The sequence below is a fragment of the Chryseobacterium vietnamense genome (assembly GCF_031454475.1).
Lineage (GTDB): Bacteria > Bacteroidota > Bacteroidia > Flavobacteriales > Weeksellaceae > Chryseobacterium > Chryseobacterium vietnamense.
The window spans coordinates 1-25,486 of record NZ_JAVDQX010000010.1; the positions used below are offsets into that span (position 1 = coordinate 1).

Genomic DNA, 25,486 nt, shown 5'->3' on the forward strand with positions numbered 1-25,486 from the left:
AGAAAACTACTAAAACAGTCGGGGCGGCAGGATTCGAACCTGCGACCTCCTGGTCCCAAACCAGGCGCGATGACCGGACTACGCTACGCCCCGAATATATAGAAGAGCGGAGGGTAAGGGATTCGAACCCTTGCGACACTTTCGCGTCGACAGTTTAGCAAACTGCTCCGTTAACCACTCCGGCAACCCTCCTTTTTTGTTTATTTTTTAATGATCGTTGTTCCGTTATTGCGAGTGCAAATATAGAACAGATTTCTTTATTTACCAAATAAAATTCAAGAAAATTTTGTGTATTTTTGAACTAATAAATCATTCAAAAACCAAACTGATGCGTAAAACATTATATATCATCGGATTAAGCACTTTTGTTTTTTCATGTACCTCCCAACAAAATGTGAAAAAAAATACTTACCAACCGAAAACCCCAATAACACAGGCGAAACCGACTGTTAAGACAACACCTCCGGTTGCTCCAAAACCAAAAGTTGTATCTGATCATGGCGTAGATTTTTTTACTACCAATATAGCAGATCCAACAAAAAATGATAATACGGCAAGTTATGGTTCTATTGTATCTGCAAAACCAGCCGGATATAAGGTGGTGAAAACTTATTTTCCTGCAGTTGCTCAAAATTTCAGACAACGTTATCTGATATTGCATTATACCGCTCTTGCGGATGATAAGTCCATTACTGTTCTTACCCAGCAGGCTGTAAGCGCCCATTATCTCGTAAATAATACCGGAGATAACGAGATCTATCAATTGGTAGATGAAAACAAGCGGGCATATCATGCAGGCGTAAGTGCGTGGAGAAATGATAAAAATCTTAACGATAATTCTATCGGTATTGAAATTGTTAATACAGGATATACTACAGATAGTACAGGTAAAAGAACTTTTGCTCCTTTTAGTGATGAACAGGTAAGAAAAGTAGCTGCCTTGGTTAAAGACATTGTAACAAGATATCAGATTCAGCCTACGAATGTATTGGCGCATGCGGATATCGCACCTACAAGAAAGCAGGATCCGGGGCCTATGTTCCCATGGAAGAAGCTTTATGATGAATACCAGGTGGGAATGTGGTATGATGAAGCAGCTAAACAGACTTATCTTGAACCGGCACAGGCAGACCTGGCAGCAAGATATAATGATTCCAGCTTTATTTTTCTTATTCAGACTTCATTGCAGAAATTCGGATATGCGCTTGATCTTAGCGGAAAATGGGATGATGCCACCAAAAAAACAATTGAAGCTTTCCAGTATCACTTCCGTCCACAAAATTATGACGGAATTATGGATGCTGAAACATGGGCAATACTCCAGGCTTTAAATCAAAAATATCCAGCAAAATAATTCAAATTAAAACGCATCGGTTAGATGCGTTTTTGCTATCTTTAAACGATCAAAAACAGTAAAATATCTGTAATGGAAAATTTCAGAAAAGAAAGTGATCTATTAGGCGAACTGAATGTGCCTATAGATGCTTATTATGGGGTTCAGACACAAAGAGCTATCGACAATTTTAAAATTTCAGGACAACTTTTGTCTTCGTATCCGGATTTCATAAAAGGTTTGGCATTTGTAAAAAAAGCAGCAGCTAAAACCAATTATGAATTAGGACTTTTAGACGAAAATCTGTATTTTAAAATAGCAGAAGCATGTGATGAAATTGTAGAAGGGAAATATCATGAGCAGTTTCCGGTAGATATGATTCAGGGAGGAGCAGGAACTTCCATCAACATGAATGCGAATGAAGTGATCGCCAATATCGTATTGGAAAAAATGGGAAAAAATAAAGGAGAATACGAATTCTGTTCACCTAATGACCATATCAATCTTTCTCAGTCTACTAATGATGCTTATCCTACGGCAATCAAAATGGGATTGCTTCAGATGAATATCGGACTGGTAGAAAAACTGGAGAGAATTATCACTGCTTTCCGTGCAAAAGGACAGGAATTCCAGGATGTTATTAAAATGGGACGTACGCAACTTCAGGATGCTGTTCCAATGACTTTGGGGCAAGAGTTTGAAGCCTATGCAGCCACTTTGGAAGAGGATATCTCCAAACTGAATAACAATGCAAGCCTTTTTGTAGAAGTCAATATGGGAGCAACCGCTATCGGAACAGGATTAAACGCTCCGGTAGGATACGCTACTCTTTGCGCTAAAAACTTAGCTCAGATTACAGGATTCCCGATTGTTTCTGCGCCGGATTTAGTAGAAGCTACTCCTGATACAGGATCTTATGTGATCTACTCTTCAGCAACAAAACGTCTTGCAGTAAAGCTGTCTAAAATCTGTAATGATTTAAGATTGCTTTCATCAGGTCCAAGAGCCGGACTTTTTGAAATTAACCTTCCTCCTATGCAGCCGGGATCTTCTATTATGCCAGGGAAAGTAAATCCTGTAATTCCGGAAGTGGTCAACCAGGTTTGTTTCAAAGTATTCGGAAACGATCTTACCGTAACTTTTGCAGCAGAAGCAGGACAATTGCAGCTGAATGTAATGGAACCGGTACTTTCTCATGCCATCATGGAAAATATCAACTTCCTTTGCAATGCTTTGGATACACTTCGTGATAAGTGTGTGGTAGGAATTACTGCCAATAAAGAAATCTGCCTGAATATGGTGAAGCACAGCATCGGGATTGTAACAGCATTGAACCCTTATATCGGGTACAAACAGTCTACTCAGATTGCAAAAGAAGCATTGGAAACCGGGAAAAGTGTTTACAACCTCGTTCTGGAGAAAGGAATTCTTTCTCAGGAAAAACTGGATGAAATCCTTGATCCGAAAAACATGCTGAAGCCGCATAACAAATAATTCTATAAACGATGAATGATCAATGATAATTAATGTTTTAACAGTTTTTTATCATTGATTACTCATCATTAATCACTTATAATTCGTGAGGTTTTTAATCATAATTCCCGCTCATAACGAAGAAGATAACCTCCCATTTACTCTTGATTCTTTACAGCAGCAAAGCAGCAAAGATTTTAAAGTAGTGGTAGTGAATGACGGCTCTACAGACAGAACTTCTGATGTCATCAGGAAATATACAGAAACTGATTCCCGGTTTGAAACCATCAACCTGCAGAAATCTGAACATCAGCCGGGTTCTAAAGTGGTTCATGCTTTTAAAAACGGACTTCAGACCCAGGTTATGAATGAATTTGATATTATCTGTAAATTTGATGCCGATATTATCCTTCCGGAAAACTATCTGGCAGCAGTGGAAACAGCTTTCGCCAATAATCCAAAATTTGGACTGGTAGGAGGGCTTCTGTATATTGAAAAAGACGGAAACTGGGTGTATGAAGGAAACTCTAATAAACATCACGTAAGAGGTCCTATGAAGGCTTACCGTAAAGAATGCTTCATTCAGATCGGTGGTTTAAGGGAAACTTTGGGTTGGGATAATATTGATTCTATATTACTGGATCATCTGGGCTGGAAAGAAATTGTTCTTCCGGAGCTCCATGTAAAGCTGATTAAAGTAAAAGGAGCCGATTATACAATACGTCCTGCAGATTACTACGGAAGATATTTTTATTTCTTAGGATTGAACAGGTTTCTGGCTTATATTGCCTCTTCAAAAGAAGCAATGAAAAGCAAATCTGTCTCATTTTTCTTTGATATTATTACATCTTACGAAAACTGCAGATCGAAAAAATCAGAACTGAAAATTACCAAAGAAGAACGAAAAGTCGTTAATGATCAGCGTTGGAAAATGCTGAAAAAAAAGTGGCTGAAGATGTAGAAAGTGATTTTTATACATTGTGAATATTCATCAATAGAAACGGGTTTTAACCCGTTTAATAAAAATAAAAATCCACTGGCTTTAGCCAAAACTTAAGATATAACTCCCATTAACCTGTGAAAAAAATAGCTTACATAGAAATAGACACTCACGCAGAAATTGCTCAGGCTTTCATGGATATTATGGAGGGTTCTAAGGATTTTGCGGTAGACTATTATTTTTCAAAAAGGATCAAAGATCAGGTAAGTCATCGCAATGAAGCTGTTTTCTTATCGGACAGCTCTATGATTCTGGATCAGTTAAAAGGGAAAGGATATGACCTGGTGATAATAGGAACTGTTCATCGTTATTTTAATACATTTTTGGCAATAACAAAAAAGTACAATACCGCAGTTATTACCCACAATCTTAATTTTATAAAAGCCACAAAACTGGATCTGATGAAAAGCGTTTTCAAAGGGGATATTATTTTCAGATTAAAACTGTGGCTGAAAGAAGGATTATTTTATAAAACCAAAGTTTATAAGAGTTCGAGAACACTTTTCGTATTGGATGAAGCATTGGTTTCTGGGAGATATCAGCATTTGCCGCTGTTTTATACAAGAGATTTTGACAAAGTGGAAAATGAAAACCTTGTGGTGGTGATTCCTGGTGGAGTTTCGCAAAAAAGAAGAGATTACGCCTATATTTTTAAAACCATTCAGGAACTCAATACGGACAGGCTCTGCCAATTTATTTTCCTGGGGAAAGCAAGCGGGCATGAGTTTAAACAACTTGAGAATCTGTCTGAAAAATTACCTGAAAACATTGAAATCACTTATTTTTCAAAAAGAGTTTCTTCTGAAGATTTTGAAAAATGGATGCAGAAAGCAGACGTTTTATGGTGTCCGATTCAGCAGGATACAGAGTTTTTCAGTATGAAAGAAACGTATGGACTGACTAAAATGACAGGAAACCTTGGGGATGCCATAGCGTATGGAAAACTGGCTGTTTTTCCAGGAAATTATCCTTCAAAACTAAACTTTATTATTCCTGAAAAAGAAAATATTCTCGAGCAGTTAAAGATCGCTTCTGAAAATCCATTTGATTTTTATACAACGTACAACAGGAAGGGAGTTCAGAAAAAACTGGAGCAATTTCTAACAAGTCTGATCTAAGAAACTTCAGGTTATTCCATTTTTTTTTCTTAAATGTACCTATTTGATCTTAAATACACTCTTAATAAATCTCATATTCAGATAATCTTCAACCGGGAAAATTTTGGTGAAGTAATTTCCAATATAGATCAATATCAAAACAACTGCAGGTTTGTAAACAAGATTAAGCAGATTGCTGTTGAAATTCGGAAGAACAATTGCTACGGTAATGGCTAAAGTACAGATAATAGAGACGAAAATCATTTCAATACTCAACGGCGAAACCTTAAATACAATATAATTGAAAACAATTTTCACAACATTGTAAATGGTAAGTGAAATAGCCGTAGATAAAGCAATTCCGATCAGCTTCAGATCCGTGTTTTTAATGAAATAATAATTCAGTCCGATAGTCAGTCCGGCCAGCAAAAGCATCACCAGAATATTGAATCTGTAATATTTTGAGAGTGAAATAATATTTCCGTTGAATCCGGTGGCAAGATCGATCAATACCGCAGAACCCCAGATCCAGACTACAGGCTCATATTCTCGGAGCATTGTCCCGTTCTTTGGCATAAATTGCGTCAGATAAGGGAATCCCACCATAATACATGAGAATAAAACAGCTCCCAGGAAGTACAGTGTTAAAGATGTCTTTTTATGGAATCTGTCCAGTTCCACCATATCTCCATCTGCCAGAGTTTTATTAATGATAGGTGCGGAAATATTGAATAATCCAAGCTGTGGAATAGAAATCAATGAGATCAGAGCATACAGAACAGAGTAAATTCCTACCTCTTCCATTCCCATAAATTCTCCGATCATAAAACTGTTGATCGCAAGATAATTACCAAAAGTTCCAAGAAAACCGAAGAAACTATAATTGAAAAACTCCTTCCAGAAATCATTCTTTTTAAAATAATCCGTCTTAAAATCCAGGTGAATTTTTTCCAGTTTGTTTGTGTAATAAATATACCCCAAAAGCATTAAAAAGAAGATGCCAAAAAAGAAAGCATATGCAATGGTCTGTGATGTAGCAGCCGTAATATTCTGTGATAAAGCAAAGAAAAACAGACAGAATGCGCCCAGATTGGCTATTTTAGGAAACAGATTGTCGAAGATATTGGAAACTACAATTCTTTTATAATTGGACGTATATTTATTGAAAATAGCACAGAATGAAAGGATTAAAATCAACGGTAGAATCATCTCTTTGATCTTCCATGCCTCCGAATGCCTGAATTTTGGGTAAAAATAGGGGAGAATAAAAAATACAATCGTAAAAATCAGAAAGTTGATAAAAACGGTCAGTAGTGACAGCGACAGCATATTCTGTTTCTTGCCATCTTTTTCTACTTTGTGGAAAAATTTTACATTCGAATAAGAAATACCTAAAACAACAAAAGGAACCAGCATCTCAGCCGTTGGAAGAATGTAGCGCAGCTTTCCGTAAAATTCAAAATCATTCGGAAATATAAATATTGCGGAAACGGTGCCCAGCAAAAAACCAATATAACCGATAATGGAATATTTGAAGCCTTGTCTCGCTACTACACTCATAAGTCGTTTTAAATGTTTTTAGGTATAAAAATAATATTGTTGATGTACTGAGTCTTATTTTTTTCGTCGTTTGTATTTTGTGTTATGATATCTTCTGTAAGATCTTCCAGCGTAAAGCTGTTTCTGTTCAGATATTTTGCGTTGTATCCCCAGCTCATCACTTCGGATATTTCATTCCATATAGGAGTTTGGTGATGTCTTTGTTCCATTTCGACCATTAAAGTCGGCTTGAATTGTCTGATGGTTTCTCTCGCCCCGGATAATGTTTTTATTTCGTTTCCTTCAACATCTATTTTGATAAAATCCAGTCTGTTGAAATGTTCCAGTGCGGCCCAATCGTCAAGCTTAATAACTTTTACTTGTTCCGTATAGCTTTTCTCTTCTCCTTTTTCTTTGTAAGAAGTGTTTAAAGTGCCTCGGGAAGCAATGGTTTTTCCATTAATAATCGGTACTTTGAACTCTGCAGTTCTGTTTTCATCAGAAAGTGCCAGAGGGAAAATGTGCATGTCCGAAAACAGCCTTTTCAGTCTTCTATAAAGCTTTTTATTAGGTTCAAAACCATAAATATGCTCATGTTTCAATGTGTTTTCCAGCTGATAAAGGAAAGTTCCCACATTGGCACCAATATCCAATATTACAGCATTTTTAGAAAGGTATTCTTTGATCCATACCAATTCCGGTTCTACATTACGTTCCGAAAAGTTATTTTTATTAAGATTATTTAAAGCTTTAAAATATCTTTTTTTGTAGAAATTCGGGCTTATGTATTGTAGTTTCTCTGCAATTTTTTGGTATAAAGACATCTTTGGCTTTTTGGCGAACAGCAAAGATACGTAAAAATGTAAAACTTTTCTTAAAAAATGTTAATTATAATCGCTTGGTTTTCAGTGCGGATTTTTAAAAATTGCTTTTATAACCTGTTGAATTTTACTGTATTTTTGATTTGTTACAGAGACACCTGTATCCCTTGGGTATCTCTTTTATAAGATTCTAAAGACTATAATTTCAGTAATAAAGCACCCAATATTCTGTAAAATGAGTGTCCTGTGGTTAAAAATAGAGCTGTCTACCGAAAAGGTGTATTCAGAAAATCATTGAAAGGTTTCATCAGTTTGAAAACTTTGGTCATGTTTTTCACTGCATTTTTGTCCAGAACTTCTTCGTCTTTCAGAGAATATACCACAATAAAGTTTTTAAGTTTCAGGTATTCTCCCATTGGATCTTCCTTTTCAAAACCCTGAGGGATTTTCTTCAGTTTATCGTCCTGATCAAGCTCTGGGAAATGCTTTTTGAAATCTTTATGATTGAGAATCTTCAGAAAGTCGTCTCCATATAAAGAAATCTCCTTACGGACTTCTTTCAGTACCGAAGATTCCGGCATGTAGATTCCTCCTGCTAAAAAGGATTTTCCAGGTTCCATGTGAAGATAGTAACCTCCTTTCTGATTTCCTTTTCCCATTCCCAGAGAAGCTCCAAAATTGGTTTTGTATGGAGATTTATCCTTCGAAAAGCGCGTGTCTCTGTAAATTCTGAACAAAGCTTTTTTACTGTCTATTTTAGCAAGTTCTTCATCAAAACCGGACATCTCTTTGATGAGTTCGTCTAAGAACGAAACTACATTTTGCTGAGATGCAGTGTACAGGGTTTTATTTTCATTAAACCACTCGCGGTTATTGTTTTTATTTAATTTGTTTAAAAAATCAAATGTTTTGGAAGATATAGTTGCAGACATATTGTGAAAGGTGTTTTTTTATTGTTGTTAAGTGATATTCAGGACAGTTTCTGAGCTAGAACCTTTATTCCGAACCTTGTAACCCGAATCTCACAACTCAAATGTACAAAAACTATTACTTAACGGACAATATTTCAATGGCGCTTAATAGGAATATCAAATAGAAAAATTTCCTTTTAATGGCATTATTTTTAAAAATTTATAAATAACATGGAAAAAATTAATCCAATTTAATAAAAAAAAATAATGTTTAACAACTTTTTAAACTAAGGCTTCTTTTTTTAGGTTTAATTTTCCAAAATTCAAAGATATATTAAAGGATTGTGAATTTAAGTTTGCATATTTAAAAATTTATTCAAAAACAAATCAAATATTTATTGTATCTTTGCAAAAATTTTAAAATAGTTAATGAATTTATTTACGGAAACCAATTTAAGTCCTGATATCCTTAAGGCAATTGGCGAACTGGGTTACGAAAGCCCAACAGAAATCCAAAAACAGACTATCCCTTTTATTCTTTCAGATATTCGCGACTTGATCGCACTTGCGCAGACAGGGACAGGCAAAACAGCAGCGTTTTCGCTTCCGATTTTGGATATGATTGACGATACGAGTCGCAAAATCCAATTATTGGTGCTTTGTCCGACACGGGAATTATGTCTTCAGATTTCGAAGGACATAAAGAATTACTCTAAGTATATGAAAGACATCAAGACAACTGCGGTTTATGGTGGAAGTAGTATTGTAGAGCAGATGAGATCTTTAAAGGACAAACCACAGATTATTGTGGGAACTCCGGGAAGAGTAATTGATCTTATCAACAGAAAAGCACTGGACTTCTCTGCGATTCATTGGTTAGTATTAGACGAAGCTGATGAAATGCTTTCTATGGGATTCAAGGACGAATTGGAAACCATTCTAAGCGAAACTCCGGAAACGAAACAAACTTTCTTATTCTCTGCAACGATGAATAAAGAAGTGGAAAGAATTTCCAAAAATTATCTTACAAAACCTCATCGTATTTCAGTAGGTTCTATCAACGAAGTGAAAAAGAACATTACTCACGAATACTATGTTGTAGGATACCGTCAGAAAAAAGAAGCATTAAAGAGACTTATCGATGCAAACCCTAACCAGTATTCCATTATCTTCTGCAGAACGAGAATGGAAACTCAGGAGGTAGCCGATTTCTTAATGCAGAACGGATATGCAGCTGATGCTCTTCATGGTGATCTTTCTCAGGCACAGAGAGATACGGTAATGAAGAAATTCAGATTGAAAAACATCGATATTCTTGTGGCAACAGACGTTGCAGCAAGAGGGTTGGATGTAAACTCTTTAACTCACGTTATTCACTTCTCTTTACCAGATGATCCTGAAGTATTTGTTCACAGAAGTGGTAGAACAGGTAGAGCTGGAAAAGACGGTATTTCTATGGCTTTAATAAAGCCTGAAGAAAGCAGAAAACTGAAACAGATCAAATCTGCAACGAAAATTGAAATTAACGAGAAATTCATCCCTACAGGTGAAGATATTATCAAAGCTCAGGTAGGTGGTGTATTCGAGAAATTATTAACGGAGCACGAAGATCTTTTTGAATTTGATGATAGCTTAATCCCGGATCTGAGCAACTTTACAAAAGAAGAATTGGTACACCAGCTTCTACAGTTCCAGTTGAAAGATCTTGCTTTATACTACAAAGACAAGCATGACCTTGTTGAGCAGAAATTAAGCAGCAGAGACGATGACTATTCTAGAAGAGATCGTGGGCGTGAAAGAGACAGAGATAGAGGTCGCGACAGAGATCGTGGACGTGAAAGAGACAGAGATCGTGGTGGAAAGCCAAGAAGAAGAGATGAAAACATGGTAAGATTCTTCTTCAACCTTGGTAAAAAAGACCATTTAAAGAAACTTGATGTTTTAGATATTATCAACAAAGCTACTGCTGGCGGAAAAACCAAGAAAAGAGCGGAAATCGGTGATATCGAAATCTTAGAGAAATTCTCTTTCTTCGAAGTTGAAAAATCGTTCAAAGATAATGTGTTGAGCAATATTCAATCGATGAAGTTCAAAGGAAAAGATATGAGAGCTGAAGTAGCAAACTAATCTCTTCTTATACCATACAAAACCGGCAGTAATGCCGGTTTTTTTATTTGATAATCAGCAGTTAAGCGAATGTTAACAAAACTTAATGTTATATAGTTTCACGTGCAATCCTTTTTTAAGAAATTTGCACACGAATTATAAATACTAAAAAATGGGAATTGGTAATATTTTCCACGCTTTTCAACCAAAAGATAAAATCTTCTTTGTACTTTTCGAAAAAGTAACTGAAAATCTAGTTGCAATGTCAGAAGAATTCAACACTGGAATCAAGGATTTCGATCTTAATGACGATTCAATGTTGAAGAAAATGAGCGACTTCGAACACAAGAATGATGAACTTACTCACGAAATTTTCGTAGAATTAGGGAAGAACTTCATTACACCTTTTGACCGTGAAGACATTCACACACTGGCAACAGGGCTTGATGATATCGCTGATTATATCTACGCATCCACAAAATATATTTTCCTTTACAAATCACCTGAGATGAAGGCGTATTCAGACTTCTCTTTACTGATCCACAAAGCATGTCTTGAAATCCAGAACGCCATGAAAAACCTTAAAGGGTTCAAAAATATGGAACAGGTGAAAGAAGCTTGTATTAAGGTGAACTCTATTGAGAATATTGCTGACGATTTGCTTTCCAATTCAATGGTAGAATTATTTGAAACCAATGATGCGATCAACATTATTAAAGTTTCATCTGTATTGAACTACCTTGAAATTGTAACGGACAAAGCAGAAGACGTTGCCAATACGATTGAGAACATCATGATTAAATACGCCTAATACATAGCAAAAAATGGAATTTCCGATTTTACTTGTAGTTATTATTGCGCTGGCCCTGATCTTCGATTATATCAATGGTTTCCATGATGCTGCCAACTCAATTGCAACTATAGTTTCTACAAAAGTTTTAACTCCATTCCAGGCTGTACTTTGGGCGGCGCTTTGGAACTTTGCAGCTTTCTTTATTGCTGCTTACATTATTGGAGAATTCAAAATTGGTAATACAATTGCCAAAACAGTTAATGAAAATTTTATCACTCTTGAGGTTATATTTTCCGGCCTTATTGCCGCAATTGCCTGGAACCTTTTGACATGGTGGTTCGGGATCCCTTCATCATCTTCACATACGTTGATCGGAGGTTTCTTAGGAGCAGCTCTTATGCACGCTTTCATGATGGATTATCATGATGTAGCTGCAGCACAGCCCGGGCTTGGGATGTGGGATACTATTAAAGAAGCTTTCAGCCAGGTAACGCAGCAGGGTGTAGTAAAGTTTGATAAAGTAATTCCTATCTTCCTGTTTATTTTCATGGCACCGATCATAGGGATGATTATCTCGATCATTATTACCTTGATTATCGTACACCTTTACAAAAGATCAAACCCACACAAAGCAGACCAGTCTTTCAAAAGATTACAGCTGGCTTCATCAGCCTTATTCAGCTTGGGACACGGTTTGAATGACGCACAGAAAGTAATGGGGATCATTGGTGCCGCAGTAATCTATTATCACGTTAATATGCTTCAGGATGCACAGTATCTGAATATTCCTTCTGCAGAACGTTTTGATTATTTTGCGCAGCATTATATCTGGGTTCCTTTGGTTTCTTTCCTTGCCATTGGTTTAGGTACCATGAGTGGTGGTTGGAAGATCATCAAAACAATGGGAACAAAGATTACGAAAGTAACTTCATTAGAAGGAGTAAGTGCAGAAACTGCAGGTGCTATTACCTTATTCATCACAGACCACTTCGGTATTCCTGTATCTACTACACACACGATTACAGGTTCTATCATCGGGGTAGGATTAACGAAAAGAATTTCAGCAGTAAGATGGGGAATCACCGTAAGCTTACTTTGGGCTTGGGTTTTAACCATTCCAATCTCTGCAATAGTAGCGGCAATTACTTATCTTGCAGTAACCTTCCTTTTCTAAAAAACAAATCATATAATTATATAAACTTTGTCCATTTGGGCAAAGTTTTTTGTTTTATAAAGCCTTGAAAAATTGTATTTTTGTTCAAATTATAAGATTTTATGGAATTTTTAGACAGATACCAGCAGATTGTTGCAGATGCCATCACTAAATATACTTTTAAAGATAAACCTTCGGAGCTCTATGACCCGATGAACTATATTATTTCCCATGGTGGAAAACGTCTTCGTCCTATCATGGTACTTATGGCATGTGAGATGTTCGGTGGTGATCTTAAGCAGGCAATCAAGCCAGCCTTGGCTATCGAGTTTTTCCATAACTTCACCCTGATCCATGATGATATTATGGATGAAGCTCCTCTAAGAAGAAACAAGCCTACTATTCATACTTTACACGGTCTTAATGTAGGAATTCTTTCCGGAGACGGACTGATGCTGAAAGCCTATAAGTTCTTTGAGGATCTGGAACCTGAAATCTTCAAGGCATGTATCAGAATATTTACCCACACAGGACTTCTGTTATGCGAAGGACAGCAGTATGATATTAATTTTGAAACTCAGGAAGATGTTACTTTTGATGACTATATCAGAATGATTACTTATAAAACCGGGGTATTGAGTGCTTCTTCATTTGAAATCGGAGCTTTGATTGCAAAAGCAGATTTTAAAGATGCAAAAGCTATTTTCAATTTCGGAAAACATATCGGGATTGCATTCCAGATTATGGATGATTATCTTGATGTATTCGGAGATCAGGCGCAGTTTGGGAAAAAACATGCAGGAGATATTTATGAAAACAAGAAAACTGTTCTGTATCTGTTAGCAAGAGAACATGCTACCGATGAAGAAAGAAAAGAACTGGATTACTGGTATTCTAAGAAGACTGAAAATGTGGACAAGGTTTACGGAGTAGAAAAGATTTTCAGAAGAACGAAAGTAGATGAAAAAGCATTACGCTTGATTGAAAAACATAATGAAATTGGACAAAGTTATCTTCAGAAAATTGATGTGCCGGAAGAAAAGAAAAAACCTTTTATCGAACTGGCAAATTATTTGTTGAGAAGAGAAAGTTAATATAGGTAGCAGATGGTAGGTAGCAGGTAACAGCAATTTACCCGCTGCTTATTTCCTGCCACCTAACCCTTATACAATGAAATTCAGAACAGAAGTTGATATTCCCGCATCAGAAAATAAGATTGAAATTGAAGATAAAATATTTTCAATAGGTTCATGTTTTGCCTCTGAAATGACGGATTTACTGCAAGACGGACAACTTCAGACCCTCAACAACCCTTTTGGGACAATTTTTAATCCTTATTCCATCAATCATGCCATCAACAGATTACATGATTCTGCATTTTACGAAGAAGAGGAACTGATCACTTACAATGAAGAATATATCTCACTGGATCATCATACCAGTTTTGATACCCGCTATATTCATCAGACCTTAGATAAGATTAACGGAGCTATTGAAGCGGGAAATGCCTTTCTTCAGGAAGCTGACTGGATTATTATCACCTACGGATCTTCATTTATCTATGAATTCCTTCCCAAGAAAAAGCTGGTGGCCAACTGTCACAAAATTCCGCAAAAGTTTTTTGAGAAAAGACTGCTATCTCATCAGGAACTTACCAGTTCAATTTACCAGAGCATTCTGGATCTTAAAGATATTTGTAAAGAAGGAGTACAAATCCTGTTTACCGTTTCACCTGTAAGGCATACCAGGGATGGAATGGTAGAAAATCAGTTAAGTAAATCCAAATTAATCACTGCTATCCACGAGTCTATTTCCCTCTTTGAAGACTGTCATTATCTGCCTGTCTATGAGATTTTGATGGATGATCTCCGGGATTACCGTTTTTACAAAGAAGATATGATCCATCCCAGCACCCAGGCGGTTAATTATATATTTGAGAAATTCGGAAAATCTTATTTTTCCGAAGAAACTCAGGACTTTATCAAAGAAAATTTTAAGATTATCAAAGCTCTTGAACACAAGACCAGTGATAAGAAAGATCCAAAGTTTATCGAATTCAGAGAAAAACTGGATCAGAGAATTGAAGTGCAGCGCAAAAAGGTAAAACATAAAATATTTTAAATGCCTGATTTTACCAGAATTGACTATCTGAGAGATGGAAATGAAAGACAGAAAAGGGCTTATGAAATCCTTACAAAATATCGTGTCTTCGAGAAGCTGGAAGATTATTCCCCGATTTTGGCAGGAACTGTTCCTATAGAAATTGATATCAAAGGAAGCGATTTGGATCTTATTTTTGAAGTGGATTTAAAATTTGAACAAGACTTTCTGGATGATTTACTATTTTGTCAGTTGATTCCTCAAGACGTTGAAGTGGAGCACCCCATTGTAAACGGTGAAGAATGCATTACTTTAAATTTTATGCTGGAAGGGTTTCCCATTGAAATTTTTGGACAGAATAAGCCTACTACAGAGCAGAATGCCTATCTTCATATGGTTGCCGAATACAAAATATTACAGGAAAAAGGAGAGAAATTTAAACAAAAAATAATAGAACTTAAAAAGCAAGGAATAAAGACAGAACCCGCCTTCGGAATATTGCTGGGACTTGAAAATCCTTACGAAGATCTATTGAAATTTTAAATAAAATGATTGATACACATACACATCTATACGCAGAAGAATTTGATGAAGACAGAAAAGAAGCTATTCAGAGAGCTTTAGATAAAGGAATTACAGAATTTTATCTTCCGGCAATCGATTCTGAATCGCACGAAAAAATGCTGCAGCTGGAAACAGAATATCCGGGACATATTTTTTCAATGATGGGATTACATCCTTGCTATGTAAAACCTGAATCATGGGAAAAAGAACTTGAAATCGTAAAAAATTATCTTGATCAGAGACATTTTCCTGCAATAGGAGAGATCGGAATAGATCTGTACTGGGATAAAACAACCCTTGGTATCCAGGTGAAAGCTTTCGAACAGCAGATTGACTGGGCGATAGAAAAAGACCTTCCGATTGTGATTCATACAAGAGAAAGTTTTGATGAAACATTTGAGGTACTGGAAAGAAAAAGACATACGAAATTAAGAGGAATCTTTCATTGTTTTTCAGGGAATCTTGAACAGGCACAACATGCCATTGATCTTAATTTTATTTTAGGGATCGGTGGAGTAGTGACTTTTAAAAATGGAAAAATAGACCAGTTTCTGAATGAAGTTCCACTGGATAAAATCGTTCTGGAGACAGATTCTCCTTACCTTGCGCCGGTTCCGCACAGAGGAAAAAGAAATGAAAGCTCTTACCTTGATCTGGTTGCCGGAAAACTGGTGAATATTTATGGGAAAGATTTTTCTGAGATAGACCGCATTACGACAGAAAATGCAAAGAATATTTTTAAGGTATAAAGTTCTGAACTTTAAGATAAATAAAAACCCTTTTCGTTTTGAAAAGGGTTTCGTTTTTTATTTCTTTCTGGTGAAATTCTTATTCTTAGGTTTTTTAAACCCTACTGAAGCTCCCGCTGCAGGCTTTTTACGGTTATTATTTGACCTTGAATTATTACTGTTTCCTGTTTTAGGTTTCTCACCACCAGCATGAACAGGTTTGTTATTCGAATCCCTTTTCTGTGCAACCAGGTCATCAGTATGGAACGGGTGATCCTTGATGACAGGAATTTTCTTTCCAATTAGCTTTTCTGTATTTTTTAAATTCAAAAGGTCAAGTCCATCCACAAAAGATATAGAATTACCTTCGGCTCCGGCTCTTCCTGTTCTTCCGATTCTGTGTACATAGGTTTCAGAAACATCAGAAAGCTCAAAATTGATCACGAACTTCAATTCGTCAATATCAATCCCTCTGGCAGCAATATCCGTCGCTACAAGAACTCTTGTTTTTCCGGATTTGAAATTATTCAGCGCATTTTGTCTCGCATTCTGAGATTTATTACCATGAATTGCTTCTGCGGAGATATTGTCTTTCTGCAGCTTTCTGGAAATCTTATCTGCACCGTGTTTCGTTCTGGCAAAAACCAATACAGAGTCTGAAATATCATTTTGAAGAATATGAGAAAGCAAATTCAGTTTGTTGTCTTTTTCTACAAAATATACAGATTGTTTGATGGTGTCTGCAGTAGAAGAAACCGGAGTTACCTCTACCTTTACCGGATTATTCAGGATAGAATTAGCCAGTTTCTGAATTTCAGCCGGCATTGTTGCTGAAAAGAATAAAGTTTGTCTTCTCTGAGGTAAAAGTTTAATGATTCTTTTTACATCATGTACAAAACCCATATCCAGCATTCTGTCTGCCTCATCAAGAACAAAAATCTCAAGATTTTTCAGGCTGATGATTCCTTGTGCAATAAAGTCCAGAAGTCGTCCTGGTGTTGCCACCAGAATATCAACACCTTTTCTCAAAGCTGCCTCCTGATTTCCTTGTTTTACCCCACCGAAAATAACAAGTTGCTTTAAGGGAAGATATTTACCATAAGCATTAATGTTTTCCTCAATCTGAATCGCCAGTTCTCTGGTTGGAGTAAGGATTAATGCTTTTATATGTTTATTGGGAATTTTATTTTTGGATAAATTCTGTAGAATAGGGATGGAAAAAGCTGCCGTCTTTCCTGTTCCTGTCTGTGCACAACCTAAAAAGTCTCTGCCTTCCAGGATATCAGGAATAGATCTTTCCTGGATAGGAGTAGGAGTCGTGTATCCCTGTTCCTGAATTGCTTTTGCAATAGGTTCTATTAAGTTTAAGTCTGTAAAATTCAAATGAATTATTTTAAAATTTAAATAAAAATTCCTTCAGTCTGAAAGAATTACATTCTGCAAAGGTAGTCTAAATATTTTTAAGTATCTTATTCCACTTTTTTTAGACTTATTGCCCATTGAAAAACAGAAATGGCAACCCGAATGTGAGCCGCCATTTTTTTCTGTTACATATCTGCAGTTTATTTAAATCTATATCCTACACCAGCCTGAAGAAATCCAATTTTTGTAGGAACTGCATTGCTTTTATTCATTTCTATAAAATTGAAATTGTATCTGGCGTCAACAAAAAACTTTTGATTAATCTTATATTCCGCCCCTAGAAAAGGGAATAAATTCAAGGTTTTTAAAGATTCGTAATTGTGTGTTTCAGCCTCATTAAAAACAGTATTCATTTTTACTTTGGATGATATATTAAATCCTAAGTTCATCCCTACAGAAGCAGAAAGTTCTGGAACAATATAATATTTTACTGAGATGGGAACCTGTATCTGATTGAATTTGTAATCAAAGTGCATGTCACCCACGTTTACCACTTCATTGCCTACCAACTCATACCAGGGATAAGCGTCTTTACCACCCAATTGAGTATACAGTAATTCAGCCTGTAAGCCGAACTTAGCAGATAAAGGCTGCTCTGCTACGATACCTGCATAAAAATAGGATTTCGAGTCCAGAGCGGTTCCAAAAAACTTCATGTTGGATAGGGAATATCCTCCTTTTACCCCAAAGCTCATAGATGCCGGATCTTTTGTGGTTTCCTGTGCATTAAATATTGCCGTGAAAGCAAATACTGCAATGAAAAAAATGTTCTTCTTCATATTTATTTTTAAATGATTAAAAGTTTTTACAAAAAAATAATTCCTCCAAAGGAAGGAATTACTGTTACAAAGATAATTTAAATATTTTTAGTGAAGCTATTTCACTTTATCCCATTGTTGATTCTTTCTTAAGTTTTCAAAAAACTGATACACTTCCGAAAGCTTTTCACTTCCACGTTTTCCATAATCTTCTACATTTTTTGAAGTTCCGTCAGTGAATTGCACTCTTAAGTAGGAAGTCGGAAGATCGGTAATATTGTGTTCACCGTATTTGTCATTTAAACCTTTTACATTTAAAGCATCAAGTAAACTGATTAATTTATTATAATCCTCTTCTTTGATGGTTCCTTTAAAAGTTCCTTCACGCGGCTTTGAAAACTCATCTTTTGAAGGCTTATCATTAAAATTAAAATGTTCCGCTTCAAAAACCGCAGTTCTGTCCGGATTGATTGTCATTTTAAAAACAGGGCAGAATCCAAAGCAGGGAGTTGCTTCATATTCAATTTTAGTATATTTTGAATTTACTTTTTGGGAAGTTGTACAGGATGTCAACAACACAAATGCACAAATAGCTAGCAAATATTTCATAGTTTTTTCAATTTGAATGAATCTCCCAATAATTGTTCCAAACGATAAAGCCTTTTTTTATTTTTATGTTAAATATAAAAAAGCTTTATGCTTATAACCAATGATTCATCTTAACGATACTTTATTGCTTAAGCGCTACTTAATGGTTTAAAATATTGAGAGAGAGAAAAATAGAGGTAGCTCTATGAAAAAACAGCCTCAGGTTCTCCTAAGGCTGTTTTTATGCTGCAGTTCTATTTAATGAAAAATATAACTGATAAATCAATGTATTTCTATCCGTGCAATTGTTTCCAGATCGCATCTTTCAACTCCATAAGGCCTTCTCCGGTAACACCTGAGAAGAACAGAGGCTGTTTGTTTTCCGGGAACTCTGCTGCAATTTCTTTTTTCAGTTCATCGTCCAGAAGATCAGACTTTGAAACGGAAACAATGAAATCTTTATCCAGAAGTTCAGGATTGTACTCCTTCAGCTCATTTTCAAGAATTTTAAACTCCTGGAAATGATTTTCAGAATCGGCCGGAATTAAGAAAAGAAGGATAGAATTTCTTTCAATATGTCTCAGGAATCTGTGTCCTAAGCCTTTCCCTTCTGCTGCTCCTTCAATAATCCCTGGAATATCAGCCATTACAAATGATTTGTAATTTCTGTAATCTACAATCCCAAGGTTAGGAGTTAAGGTAGTAAAAGCATAATTGGCAATTTTTGGTTTTGCCGCAGAAACAGATGCTAAAAGTGTAGATTTTCCAGCGTTTGGAAATCCAACAAGTCCTACATCGGCCAAAATTTTAAGTTCGAAGACCACATAGCCTTCTTCACCATCCATTCCCGGTTGAGCATATCTTGGGGTCTGATTGGTAGAGGATTTGAAATGTTCGTTTCCTTTTCCACCTTTCCCTCCTTGCATCAAAATGATTTCCTGCTTGTCATCAAGAATTTCTCCGATAATTTCACCTTCTTCATTTTTAGCGATAGTCCCAATAGGCACATCGATATAAATATCAGAACCGTCAGCTCCTGTCAGCTGGTTTTTCGCTCCGTTTTCACCTCGTTCTGCTTTTATGTGACGGGTATATCGGAGTGGAAGCAAAGTCCATTCATTAGCATTTCCTCTCATGATGACGTGTCCGCCACGACCTCCGTCGCCACCGTCAGGACCACCTTTAGGAATATACTTTTCACGGCGAAGGTGGGCAGAACCAGCACCTCCGTGTCCGCTTTTACAATGGATCTTTACGTAATCTACAAAGTTAGACATATAGTTTGTATTGCGGGTTGCAGGGATGAAACATCTTATCCCTTGCTATATCCCGATTATTTAATTTTCTCTACCTCAGCGAAAAGTTTTTGGGAAATTTCATCAATTTCTCCAACACCGTTTACCTCTACATATTTACCCTGCTGCTTATAAAGCTCGGCAACTTCTGCTGTTTTGGTATAATATTCTTTAATTCTGTTTTCGATGATCTCTACATTGCTGTCGTCTGATCTTCCGCTGGTTTCTCCTCTTTTCAGAAGTCTTTCAACCAAAATTTTGTCCTCTACCACCAATGAAAGACAGATATCTATATCATCATTCAGTACTTCTTTAACGATCGTTTCCAAAGCTTCTGTCTGAGCAGTTGTTCTTGGGTACCCGTCAAAAATAAAACCGTTGGTATCAGTAGGTTTTTTGATCTCGTCGATCAGCATATCTGTTGTTACCTGATCCGGAACCAATTCTCCCTTATCGATGTATGACTTAGCCAGTTTTCCAAGTTCAGTGTCATTTTTCATATTGTATCTGAAAAGATCACCTGTTGAAACCTGTTTTAAATTGAATTTCTCGATTAGATTCTGAGCTTGTGTTCCTTTTCCACTTCCTGGAGGGCCGAACAGAACAATGTTTATCATAATGTTGATACGCTTCCAGCAATGGGCATTTTGCTTCTGGCTCGTGGCTTTTGGCGGTTTGCTTTTTTGCTTTCAGCTTTTTTAAGTTATTATTAAATTTATTTCTTTATATAATTTTAAGCTAAAAGCTATCAGCTAATAGCCAACAGCGTTTAATGGTTGATTTGTCCGTCTTCCAGCTGATATAAATTTGGAAGGTTTCTTCCCAATTCATCATAATCCAGTCCGTATCCAAGTACAAATTTGTTTGGAATTTCCTTTCCGATATAATCCAGTTTGAAATCTTTCTTGTAAATTTCTGGTTTCAATAAGAAACTAGCCAGTTTTACAGATTTAGGACGTTGTGTTTCTTTGAAATATTTGAAAAGACTTTCAACCGTATTTCCTGTATCTACGATATCCTCAACAATAATAATATGACGGTCTCTTACGTCTTTAGTCAGCTCCATTTTCTGATAAACAATCCCTGTAGATTCAGTTCCTACATAAGAACTCATTTGAATGAAGGCAATTTCGCATTCCCCCGGGTAATATTTTAAAAGATCTGAGAAGAACATTACCACCCCATTTAAAACCCCAATGAAAACTGGAACTTCATCCTTGTAATCTTCATAAATTCTTAACGCTGTCTCTTTTACAATTTCCTGAATTTCGGCATCCTTTAAATAAGGAACGAAAGTTTTGTCGTGAACTTTAATGCTTTCCATAAAATTTTTAGTAGTTGGCAAAGTTACGGATTTTTGATTAAAATACTTTCCTGTTTTTATCAGTTTGAAAGTTAAAGGATGTTGCAAGAGCAAAACTGAATATTATAACGAAGGGTGTTTAAATAGTAATAATGATAAGATTTTTAATGAGATAGAATGATATAGCCTTAAATAAAGGATCCAGAAAGTAATTAAAAAAGACAGGTGTTTGAAATCAAGAACAAAAAGATGATAAATGTCCTGTTGATTGATGAAGAAATGAATATTCCGGAAAATGACTATCTTTGTTCTTTCAAAACCCAAAAATACAGACATGTAGGATACAATTTCTTTCAGATTCAATAAAAACGGTAACGGAAATGTTACTGGTATTCAACCATTATTTAAGAAAGAAATCATGATTTTACTGCAAAATATATCCTTTGGGTTTCCGGGAGGAAATCTTCTATTCAATCATATCAATTTAACAATACAGTCTTCTGCCAAATCTGCTTTGGTAGGAAGTAATGGTATGGGGAAATCAACCCTGCTGAAAATTATCGCGGGGGAAATACAGCCTCTCAACGGCAATATCAATATCCAGGGTAATATCTTTTATGTACCGCAGATGTTCGGGAATTATAATCATCTTACCATTGCAGAATGCCTGAAAATAGATAAGAAACTGCAGGCTCTCCAAAAAATTACCAACGGAGAGGTAGACGAAATTTATTTTGAAACACTTAATGACGACTGGGACATTGAAGAACGATGCCAACATGCCCTGGAACATTGGGGACTCCATAATTTTGAGTTACATCAAAAACTGGAAGGCCTGAGTGGCGGACAGAAGACAAAAGTTTTTCTTGCCGGAATTCAGATCAATCATCCTGATATTATTATTTTGGATGAACCGACCAATCATCTGGATAGTGAAGGAAGAAAGCTTCTGTATGACCTTATTGACAAAACACATGCAACAGTGGTTATAGTAAGCCACGACCGTACTTTGCTGAATCTTGTGGACACTATATTCGAATTAAGTAATCAGGGAATTGCTGCTTATGGTGGAAATTATGACTTCTATGCAGAGCAAAAAGAAGTGGAGGAAGAAGCGTTACATAATGATATCCATTCCAAAGAACGTGCTTTGAAAAAAGCAAAAGAAAAAGAACGGGAAACATTAGAGCGAAAGCAAAAGCTGGATGCAAGAGGTAAAGGAAAGCAGGAGAAATCCGGAGTCGCCAGAATTATGATGAATACACTTCGGAATAATGCTGAAAAAAACAGTTCAAAACTTAAAGGTGTACATGCTGAGAAAATCAGTGGGATTTCCGGTGATTTGAGAGATCTTCGTTCCTCTTTAAAGAATTCTGATCAGATGAAAGTTAATTTTAATGATTCCAATCTGCATTCGGGAAAGATCCTTGTTGCTGCTGAAGAAGTTAATTTCATTTACGGAAAGGAAAAACTCTGGAAAAAAAATATCAGTCTTGAAGTGCGAAGCGGAGACCGAATATCAGTGAAAGGCTCAAACGGTTCCGGAAAAACTACGCTGATAAAGCTTCTGCTGGGAAATATTAAACCTTCGGAAGGAAAAATAAACAAAACAGAATTCAACAGTATCTATATTGACCAGGAATATTCCCTGATTGATCATGATTCAACGCTTTATGATTTTGTACAGACTTTCAATGACAGTGCCATGCAGGAATCGGAAGTGAAAACATTATTGTCCAGATTTTTATTTTGGAAAGATACCTGGGACAAAAAATGTGGAATGCTAAGTGGCGGAGAGCGCTTACGGTTGCTTCTTTGCGGTCTTTCCATCAGTAATAAAGCACCCGATATGATCATCCTTGATGAACCTACCAATAACTTAGATCTCCAGAATGTGGAAATTCTCACCAATTCTATAAAAGATTATCAGGGAACATTATTGGTTATCTCCCATGATGAAGTTTTTCTGGAGGAGATTGGTGTGAATAGTGAGGTTTTGTTGGATTAAGAACTATAATGTAGTTGGTATTCAATAGGGGTGGGCTTTAGCCCGCCTTCAACATCAAAACAATTCCATCGGCTTTAGCCAAAACTTATCATAAGAAAACCTGGAAAAATTAATTTCCAGGTTTTTAATTTTTTATAATTTAATCGCATCCAGATAAATCGCACTTCAGTCATTGCGAGCAAAGCGAAGCAATCTCTATTTCACCTGCACATTTCCCTGTTTTATTGTATTCAGAATAGTTTCCATCTTTTGAGGCAGCTCATAATTGCCTGAAATTTCAATCAGAGGAGTGTTCATCTCAGACAGCCATTCAAGATGGGCTTTTAAAGTTCTGTTGGCAATACCGGTATGATGGTCATAATCTTTAGCCCAATCCATAAACTCCATAAACTTTTTGGCTCTTTCAGGATGGGTGATGATTTCTTCGCCATATCTTTCATGCTCTCTTTTTCGAAGCCTTGCCAGCCGTACATCTGGAGGAAGATAGAGGAAAATAATCAGGTCAAATGCAGGAAATATATTTTCACCCCAATGAATGATTGAACCGCCAAAAATCCAGTTTCTGGCAGTATGAAGTTTGTTTGAAATAATTGAATTTCTCGTTTCAGGGTTTTGTCTTTCTGTAAAAGGAATTGGTGTTGGAAGCCAGAAAAAATCATCACTATCGAAGTATTCAATATTGAGTTTTTCAGATAAAGCTTTTCCTAAAGTGGTCACTCCGGAACCGGAAGCTCCCAAAATATGTATTCTCATGATTTTTAAGTGTATTACATCAGCGAACTCTGCAAAATTTGCGGGAGATTCTTTTTATTTTGAAATCCATTCATCAATTTCCTTCAACACTTTTTCCCGTATTTCCTCATTTAAAATCTCATGACGCATTTCCGGATAGATCTTTACATCCACATGCTGGAAACCGTCCGCTTTTAAATGGTCAACAGTATGCATAACCCCTTTTCCGAAATCCCCAATCGGGTCATTCTGCCCGCTTACAAAAAGGAAAGGAAATGACTTAGAGATAGTGGCAGCCCAGTTTCTCGCTGTCGCTTTTTTATAAATGGTAAATAAAGTATAAAAAGCATTATGAGTAAACGGAATTCCACAAAGTTCATCCTGCTCAAAAGCTTTTCGGTTTTTAGAATTTACACTCAGCCAGCTGGTATCACTGAAATCTTTATCTTTTTTAAAATGTTTGTTATTAACGCTTGTGAAAACAGAATTCAAAAAAGTACGGTGACGAGGAGCAATAGCATTAGCTAATGACAAATACCCTCTCAATATATCGATTCCCGGCAACGGTCCGCCGGTTCCTGTAATGATAGCTCCTGCAAACTTACTGCTTGCCTTTTGAAGAAGACAGCGGGTAATGAAAGATCCCATAGAATGTCCCAGAATAAAATGGGGAGCATCCGGATATTGTTCTGCAAGATAATCAGCCATCATTTTGGCATCGGCAACAAGCCTTTCATCCGGTTTTTCAAGCTGAAAGAAACCAATGTCTTTTTTCTCTTTTACAGATTTTCCATGTCCCAGATGATCATAAGTCAATACAGCAATCCCATGAGCCACAAAATATTCTGCAATCTCTGCATATCTTCCACTGTGTTCCTGCATACCGTGAACAATGAGAAGGGTGGCTTTTGCTGTCTCCGGGGAAAAGAGAGTATGAAAAAGCTGGGAGTTGCTGTTTATTTTTGATGGTAAATACGCAGATTTTTGTGATAGCTTCATAGTAATGGGAATATTATTTTATTTCAATATCTGGAAGTTTATAATTTCCAACCGTTTCAATTAATTTTGAAGAATTGGTTTTTAAATTATTAAAAAAAGAATCCATATTTTCCGGATACCCTCTTTCACTCAGTGCAAAAAGAAGAACGCCCTTATTCTTTGCATTACTAATGATTTTGTAGCGATAAATATTTCTTTCTGCAATGAGTATTTCCTTGCCGTCCTTTGAATTTTCACTGATAAGAAAATCTAAAATATATTCTTCCTTATTTTCAAAAATCTGGTAATTGATGACTGGGTTGGCCTTTTTCATTTCCTGCAGTTCTGCTACTTTTTGATCAACAACATCCTTGATATTAAAATCACCTTTTACAAAATCGACCAATACCATACTGTTGTATTTATTGATGTTTTCATGGGAGCTTATATATTCCTGTTTAAAATAGTTTTCATTAGGATGTGAACTCCATACGAGATTATATTCCTTTTGATTCAGCTTAATGGAACCAGGTATATTTAGATAATCATTTACTTTATTTTGAGCGTTCACGTAAAGAAGAGGAATTATTAAAAGTAGAATCAGAATTTTAATTTTCATTTGTATAAATTTATAGTAAATATAATCCATTTTATATAGGTATGAAAGTAAAAAGATAGAAATGAAGTGATATTCAACCTCATGATTTTCACCCCAACCCAAAATAAATATCCTCTAGAATTTGGTCGTCATTTTTTTTAAAAGTAATTTTGCACGAATCTAAAA

Annotated in this window: 24 protein-coding genes and 2 tRNA genes; 12 read left to right on the plus strand and 14 right to left on the minus strand. The window is 36.1% G+C overall.

Annotated features, from left to right (window positions below; translation table 11 throughout):
- Positions 1-18: 18 nt before the first annotated feature.
- Together J2786_RS22380 and J2786_RS22385 are read right to left on the minus strand one after the other, a co-directional pair.
- Positions 19-93 (minus strand) — tRNA-Pro (locus J2786_RS22380).
- Positions 94-107: 14 nt separating this feature from the next.
- Positions 108-192 (minus strand) — tRNA-Ser (locus J2786_RS22385).
- A 136-nt stretch (positions 193-328) separates the two neighbouring features.
- On the opposite strand from J2786_RS22385, the gene J2786_RS22390 reads away from it, so the two are divergent.
- The 4 genes from J2786_RS22390 (at position 329) to J2786_RS22405 (ending at position 4,924) form a co-directional block, all read left to right on the plus strand.
- A complete protein-coding gene (locus J2786_RS22390; protein WP_047433138.1) occupies positions 329-1,354 on the plus strand; it encodes an N-acetylmuramoyl-L-alanine amidase in 1,026 nt (341 codons plus the stop codon).
- A 72-nt stretch (positions 1,355-1,426) separates the two neighbouring features.
- The gene (gene aspA, locus J2786_RS22395; protein ID WP_047433136.1) at positions 1,427-2,827 is read left to right on the plus strand and encodes an aspartate ammonia-lyase; all 1,401 of its coding nucleotides are present in this window, start codon (positions 1,427-1,429) and stop codon (positions 2,825-2,827) included.
- 85 nt (positions 2,828-2,912) lie between these two features.
- A complete protein-coding gene (locus J2786_RS22400) occupies positions 2,913-3,767 on the plus strand; it encodes a glycosyltransferase family 2 protein (protein ID WP_047433134.1) in 855 nt (284 codons plus the stop codon).
- A gap of 116 nt (positions 3,768-3,883) precedes the next feature.
- Entirely contained in the window at positions 3,884-4,924 is a 1,041-nt protein-coding gene (locus J2786_RS22405) for a hypothetical protein (protein ID WP_047433132.1), read from the plus strand.
- Between the two features lie 39 nt (positions 4,925-4,963).
- On the opposite strand, the gene J2786_RS22410 is transcribed toward J2786_RS22405, so the two are convergent.
- From J2786_RS22410 to J2786_RS22420, 3 genes are all read right to left on the minus strand, one after another.
- On the minus strand, positions 4,964-6,463 hold the full coding sequence (locus J2786_RS22410) for a lipopolysaccharide biosynthesis protein (protein ID WP_047433130.1): 1,500 nt from the start codon (positions 6,461-6,463) through the stop codon (positions 4,964-4,966).
- A gap of 8 nt (positions 6,464-6,471) precedes the next feature.
- On the minus strand, positions 6,472-7,266 hold the full coding sequence (locus tag J2786_RS22415; protein WP_047433127.1) for an FkbM family methyltransferase: 795 nt from the start codon (positions 7,264-7,266) through the stop codon (positions 6,472-6,474).
- A gap of 263 nt (positions 7,267-7,529) precedes the next feature.
- Entirely contained in the window at positions 7,530-8,195 is a 666-nt protein-coding gene (locus J2786_RS22420; protein WP_047433124.1) for a DUF2461 domain-containing protein, read from the minus strand.
- Between the two features lie 408 nt (positions 8,196-8,603).
- Between J2786_RS22420 and J2786_RS22425 the strand changes: the two genes are divergently transcribed.
- The 7 genes from J2786_RS22425 (at position 8,604) to J2786_RS22455 (ending at position 15,639) form a co-directional block, all read left to right on the plus strand.
- Positions 8,604-10,301, plus strand: a complete 1,698-nt coding sequence (locus J2786_RS22425) for a DEAD/DEAH box helicase (protein WP_047433121.1) — start codon at positions 8,604-8,606, stop codon at positions 10,299-10,301.
- Between the two features lie 151 nt (positions 10,302-10,452).
- Complete coding sequence (locus tag J2786_RS22430; RefSeq protein WP_027374906.1) at positions 10,453-11,091, plus strand: DUF47 domain-containing protein; 639 nt, start codon at positions 10,453-10,455, stop codon at positions 11,089-11,091.
- Between the two features lie 13 nt (positions 11,092-11,104).
- Positions 11,105-12,247 (plus strand): inorganic phosphate transporter, encoded by a 1,143-nt coding sequence (locus J2786_RS22435; protein WP_034700227.1) that lies wholly within the window; start codon positions 11,105-11,107, stop codon positions 12,245-12,247.
- Between the two features lie 101 nt (positions 12,248-12,348).
- Positions 12,349-13,320, plus strand: coding sequence for a polyprenyl synthetase family protein (locus tag J2786_RS22440; RefSeq protein ID WP_047433116.1), 972 nt, complete (start codon positions 12,349-12,351; stop codon positions 13,318-13,320).
- A gap of 76 nt (positions 13,321-13,396) precedes the next feature.
- Positions 13,397-14,347 (plus strand): GSCFA domain-containing protein, encoded by a 951-nt coding sequence (locus J2786_RS22445; RefSeq protein ID WP_047433114.1) that lies wholly within the window; start codon positions 13,397-13,399, stop codon positions 14,345-14,347.
- Positions 14,348-14,869 carry a DUF4269 domain-containing protein gene (locus J2786_RS22450; RefSeq protein WP_047433112.1) on the plus strand — a complete coding sequence of 174 codons (522 nt, stop codon included), beginning with the start codon at positions 14,348-14,350 and terminating at the stop codon, positions 14,867-14,869.
- A 5-nt stretch (positions 14,870-14,874) separates the two neighbouring features.
- On the plus strand, positions 14,875-15,639 hold the full coding sequence (locus tag J2786_RS22455; RefSeq protein ID WP_047433109.1) for a TatD family hydrolase: 765 nt from the start codon (positions 14,875-14,877) through the stop codon (positions 15,637-15,639).
- 57 nt (positions 15,640-15,696) lie between these two features.
- Here the strand turns inward: J2786_RS22455 and J2786_RS22460 are convergent, their stop codons facing one another.
- From J2786_RS22460 to J2786_RS22485, 6 genes are all read right to left on the minus strand, one after another.
- On the minus strand, positions 15,697-17,001 hold the full coding sequence (locus tag J2786_RS22460; RefSeq protein ID WP_047433105.1) for a DEAD/DEAH box helicase: 1,305 nt from the start codon (positions 16,999-17,001) through the stop codon (positions 15,697-15,699).
- Positions 17,002-17,180: 179 nt separating this feature from the next.
- On the minus strand, positions 17,181-17,819 hold the full coding sequence (locus J2786_RS22465; RefSeq protein WP_047433102.1) for a porin family protein: 639 nt from the start codon (positions 17,817-17,819) through the stop codon (positions 17,181-17,183).
- A gap of 96 nt (positions 17,820-17,915) precedes the next feature.
- Positions 17,916-18,407, minus strand: coding sequence for a DUF6438 domain-containing protein (locus J2786_RS22470; RefSeq protein ID WP_047433099.1), 492 nt, complete (start codon positions 18,405-18,407; stop codon positions 17,916-17,918).
- A gap of 272 nt (positions 18,408-18,679) precedes the next feature.
- Complete coding sequence (obgE, locus tag J2786_RS22475) at positions 18,680-19,663, minus strand: GTPase ObgE (protein ID WP_047433097.1); 984 nt, start codon at positions 19,661-19,663, stop codon at positions 18,680-18,682.
- Positions 19,664-19,719: 56 nt separating this feature from the next.
- Entirely contained in the window at positions 19,720-20,298 is a 579-nt protein-coding gene (locus J2786_RS22480; protein ID WP_047374143.1) for an adenylate kinase, read from the minus strand.
- Positions 20,299-20,450: 152 nt separating this feature from the next.
- Entirely contained in the window at positions 20,451-21,005 is a 555-nt protein-coding gene (locus J2786_RS22485) for a phosphoribosyltransferase (protein ID WP_047433094.1), read from the minus strand.
- Positions 21,006-21,402: 397 nt separating this feature from the next.
- On the opposite strand from J2786_RS22485, the gene J2786_RS22490 reads away from it, so the two are divergent.
- Positions 21,403-22,992: an ABC-F family ATP-binding cassette domain-containing protein gene (locus J2786_RS22490; protein WP_047433092.1), complete on the plus strand. Its 1,590-nt coding sequence runs from the start codon at positions 21,403-21,405 to the stop codon at positions 22,990-22,992.
- 195 nt (positions 22,993-23,187) lie between these two features.
- Here J2786_RS22490 and J2786_RS22495 read toward each other — a convergent pair whose 3' ends face one another.
- Genes J2786_RS22495 through J2786_RS22505 form a run of 3 tightly spaced genes read right to left on the minus strand, consistent with a single transcriptional unit; the run spans position 23,188 to position 25,321 of the window.
- Positions 23,188-23,745, minus strand: coding sequence for an AAA family ATPase (locus J2786_RS22495; protein ID WP_047433089.1), 558 nt, complete (start codon positions 23,743-23,745; stop codon positions 23,188-23,190).
- A gap of 54 nt (positions 23,746-23,799) precedes the next feature.
- Positions 23,800-24,723: an alpha/beta fold hydrolase gene (locus J2786_RS22500; protein WP_047433088.1), complete on the minus strand. Its 924-nt coding sequence runs from the start codon at positions 24,721-24,723 to the stop codon at positions 23,800-23,802.
- A 13-nt stretch (positions 24,724-24,736) separates the two neighbouring features.
- Positions 24,737-25,321 (minus strand): HI_0983 family protein, encoded by a 585-nt coding sequence (locus tag J2786_RS22505; RefSeq protein WP_047433394.1) that lies wholly within the window; start codon positions 25,319-25,321, stop codon positions 24,737-24,739.
- Positions 25,322-25,486 lie beyond the last annotated feature (165 nt).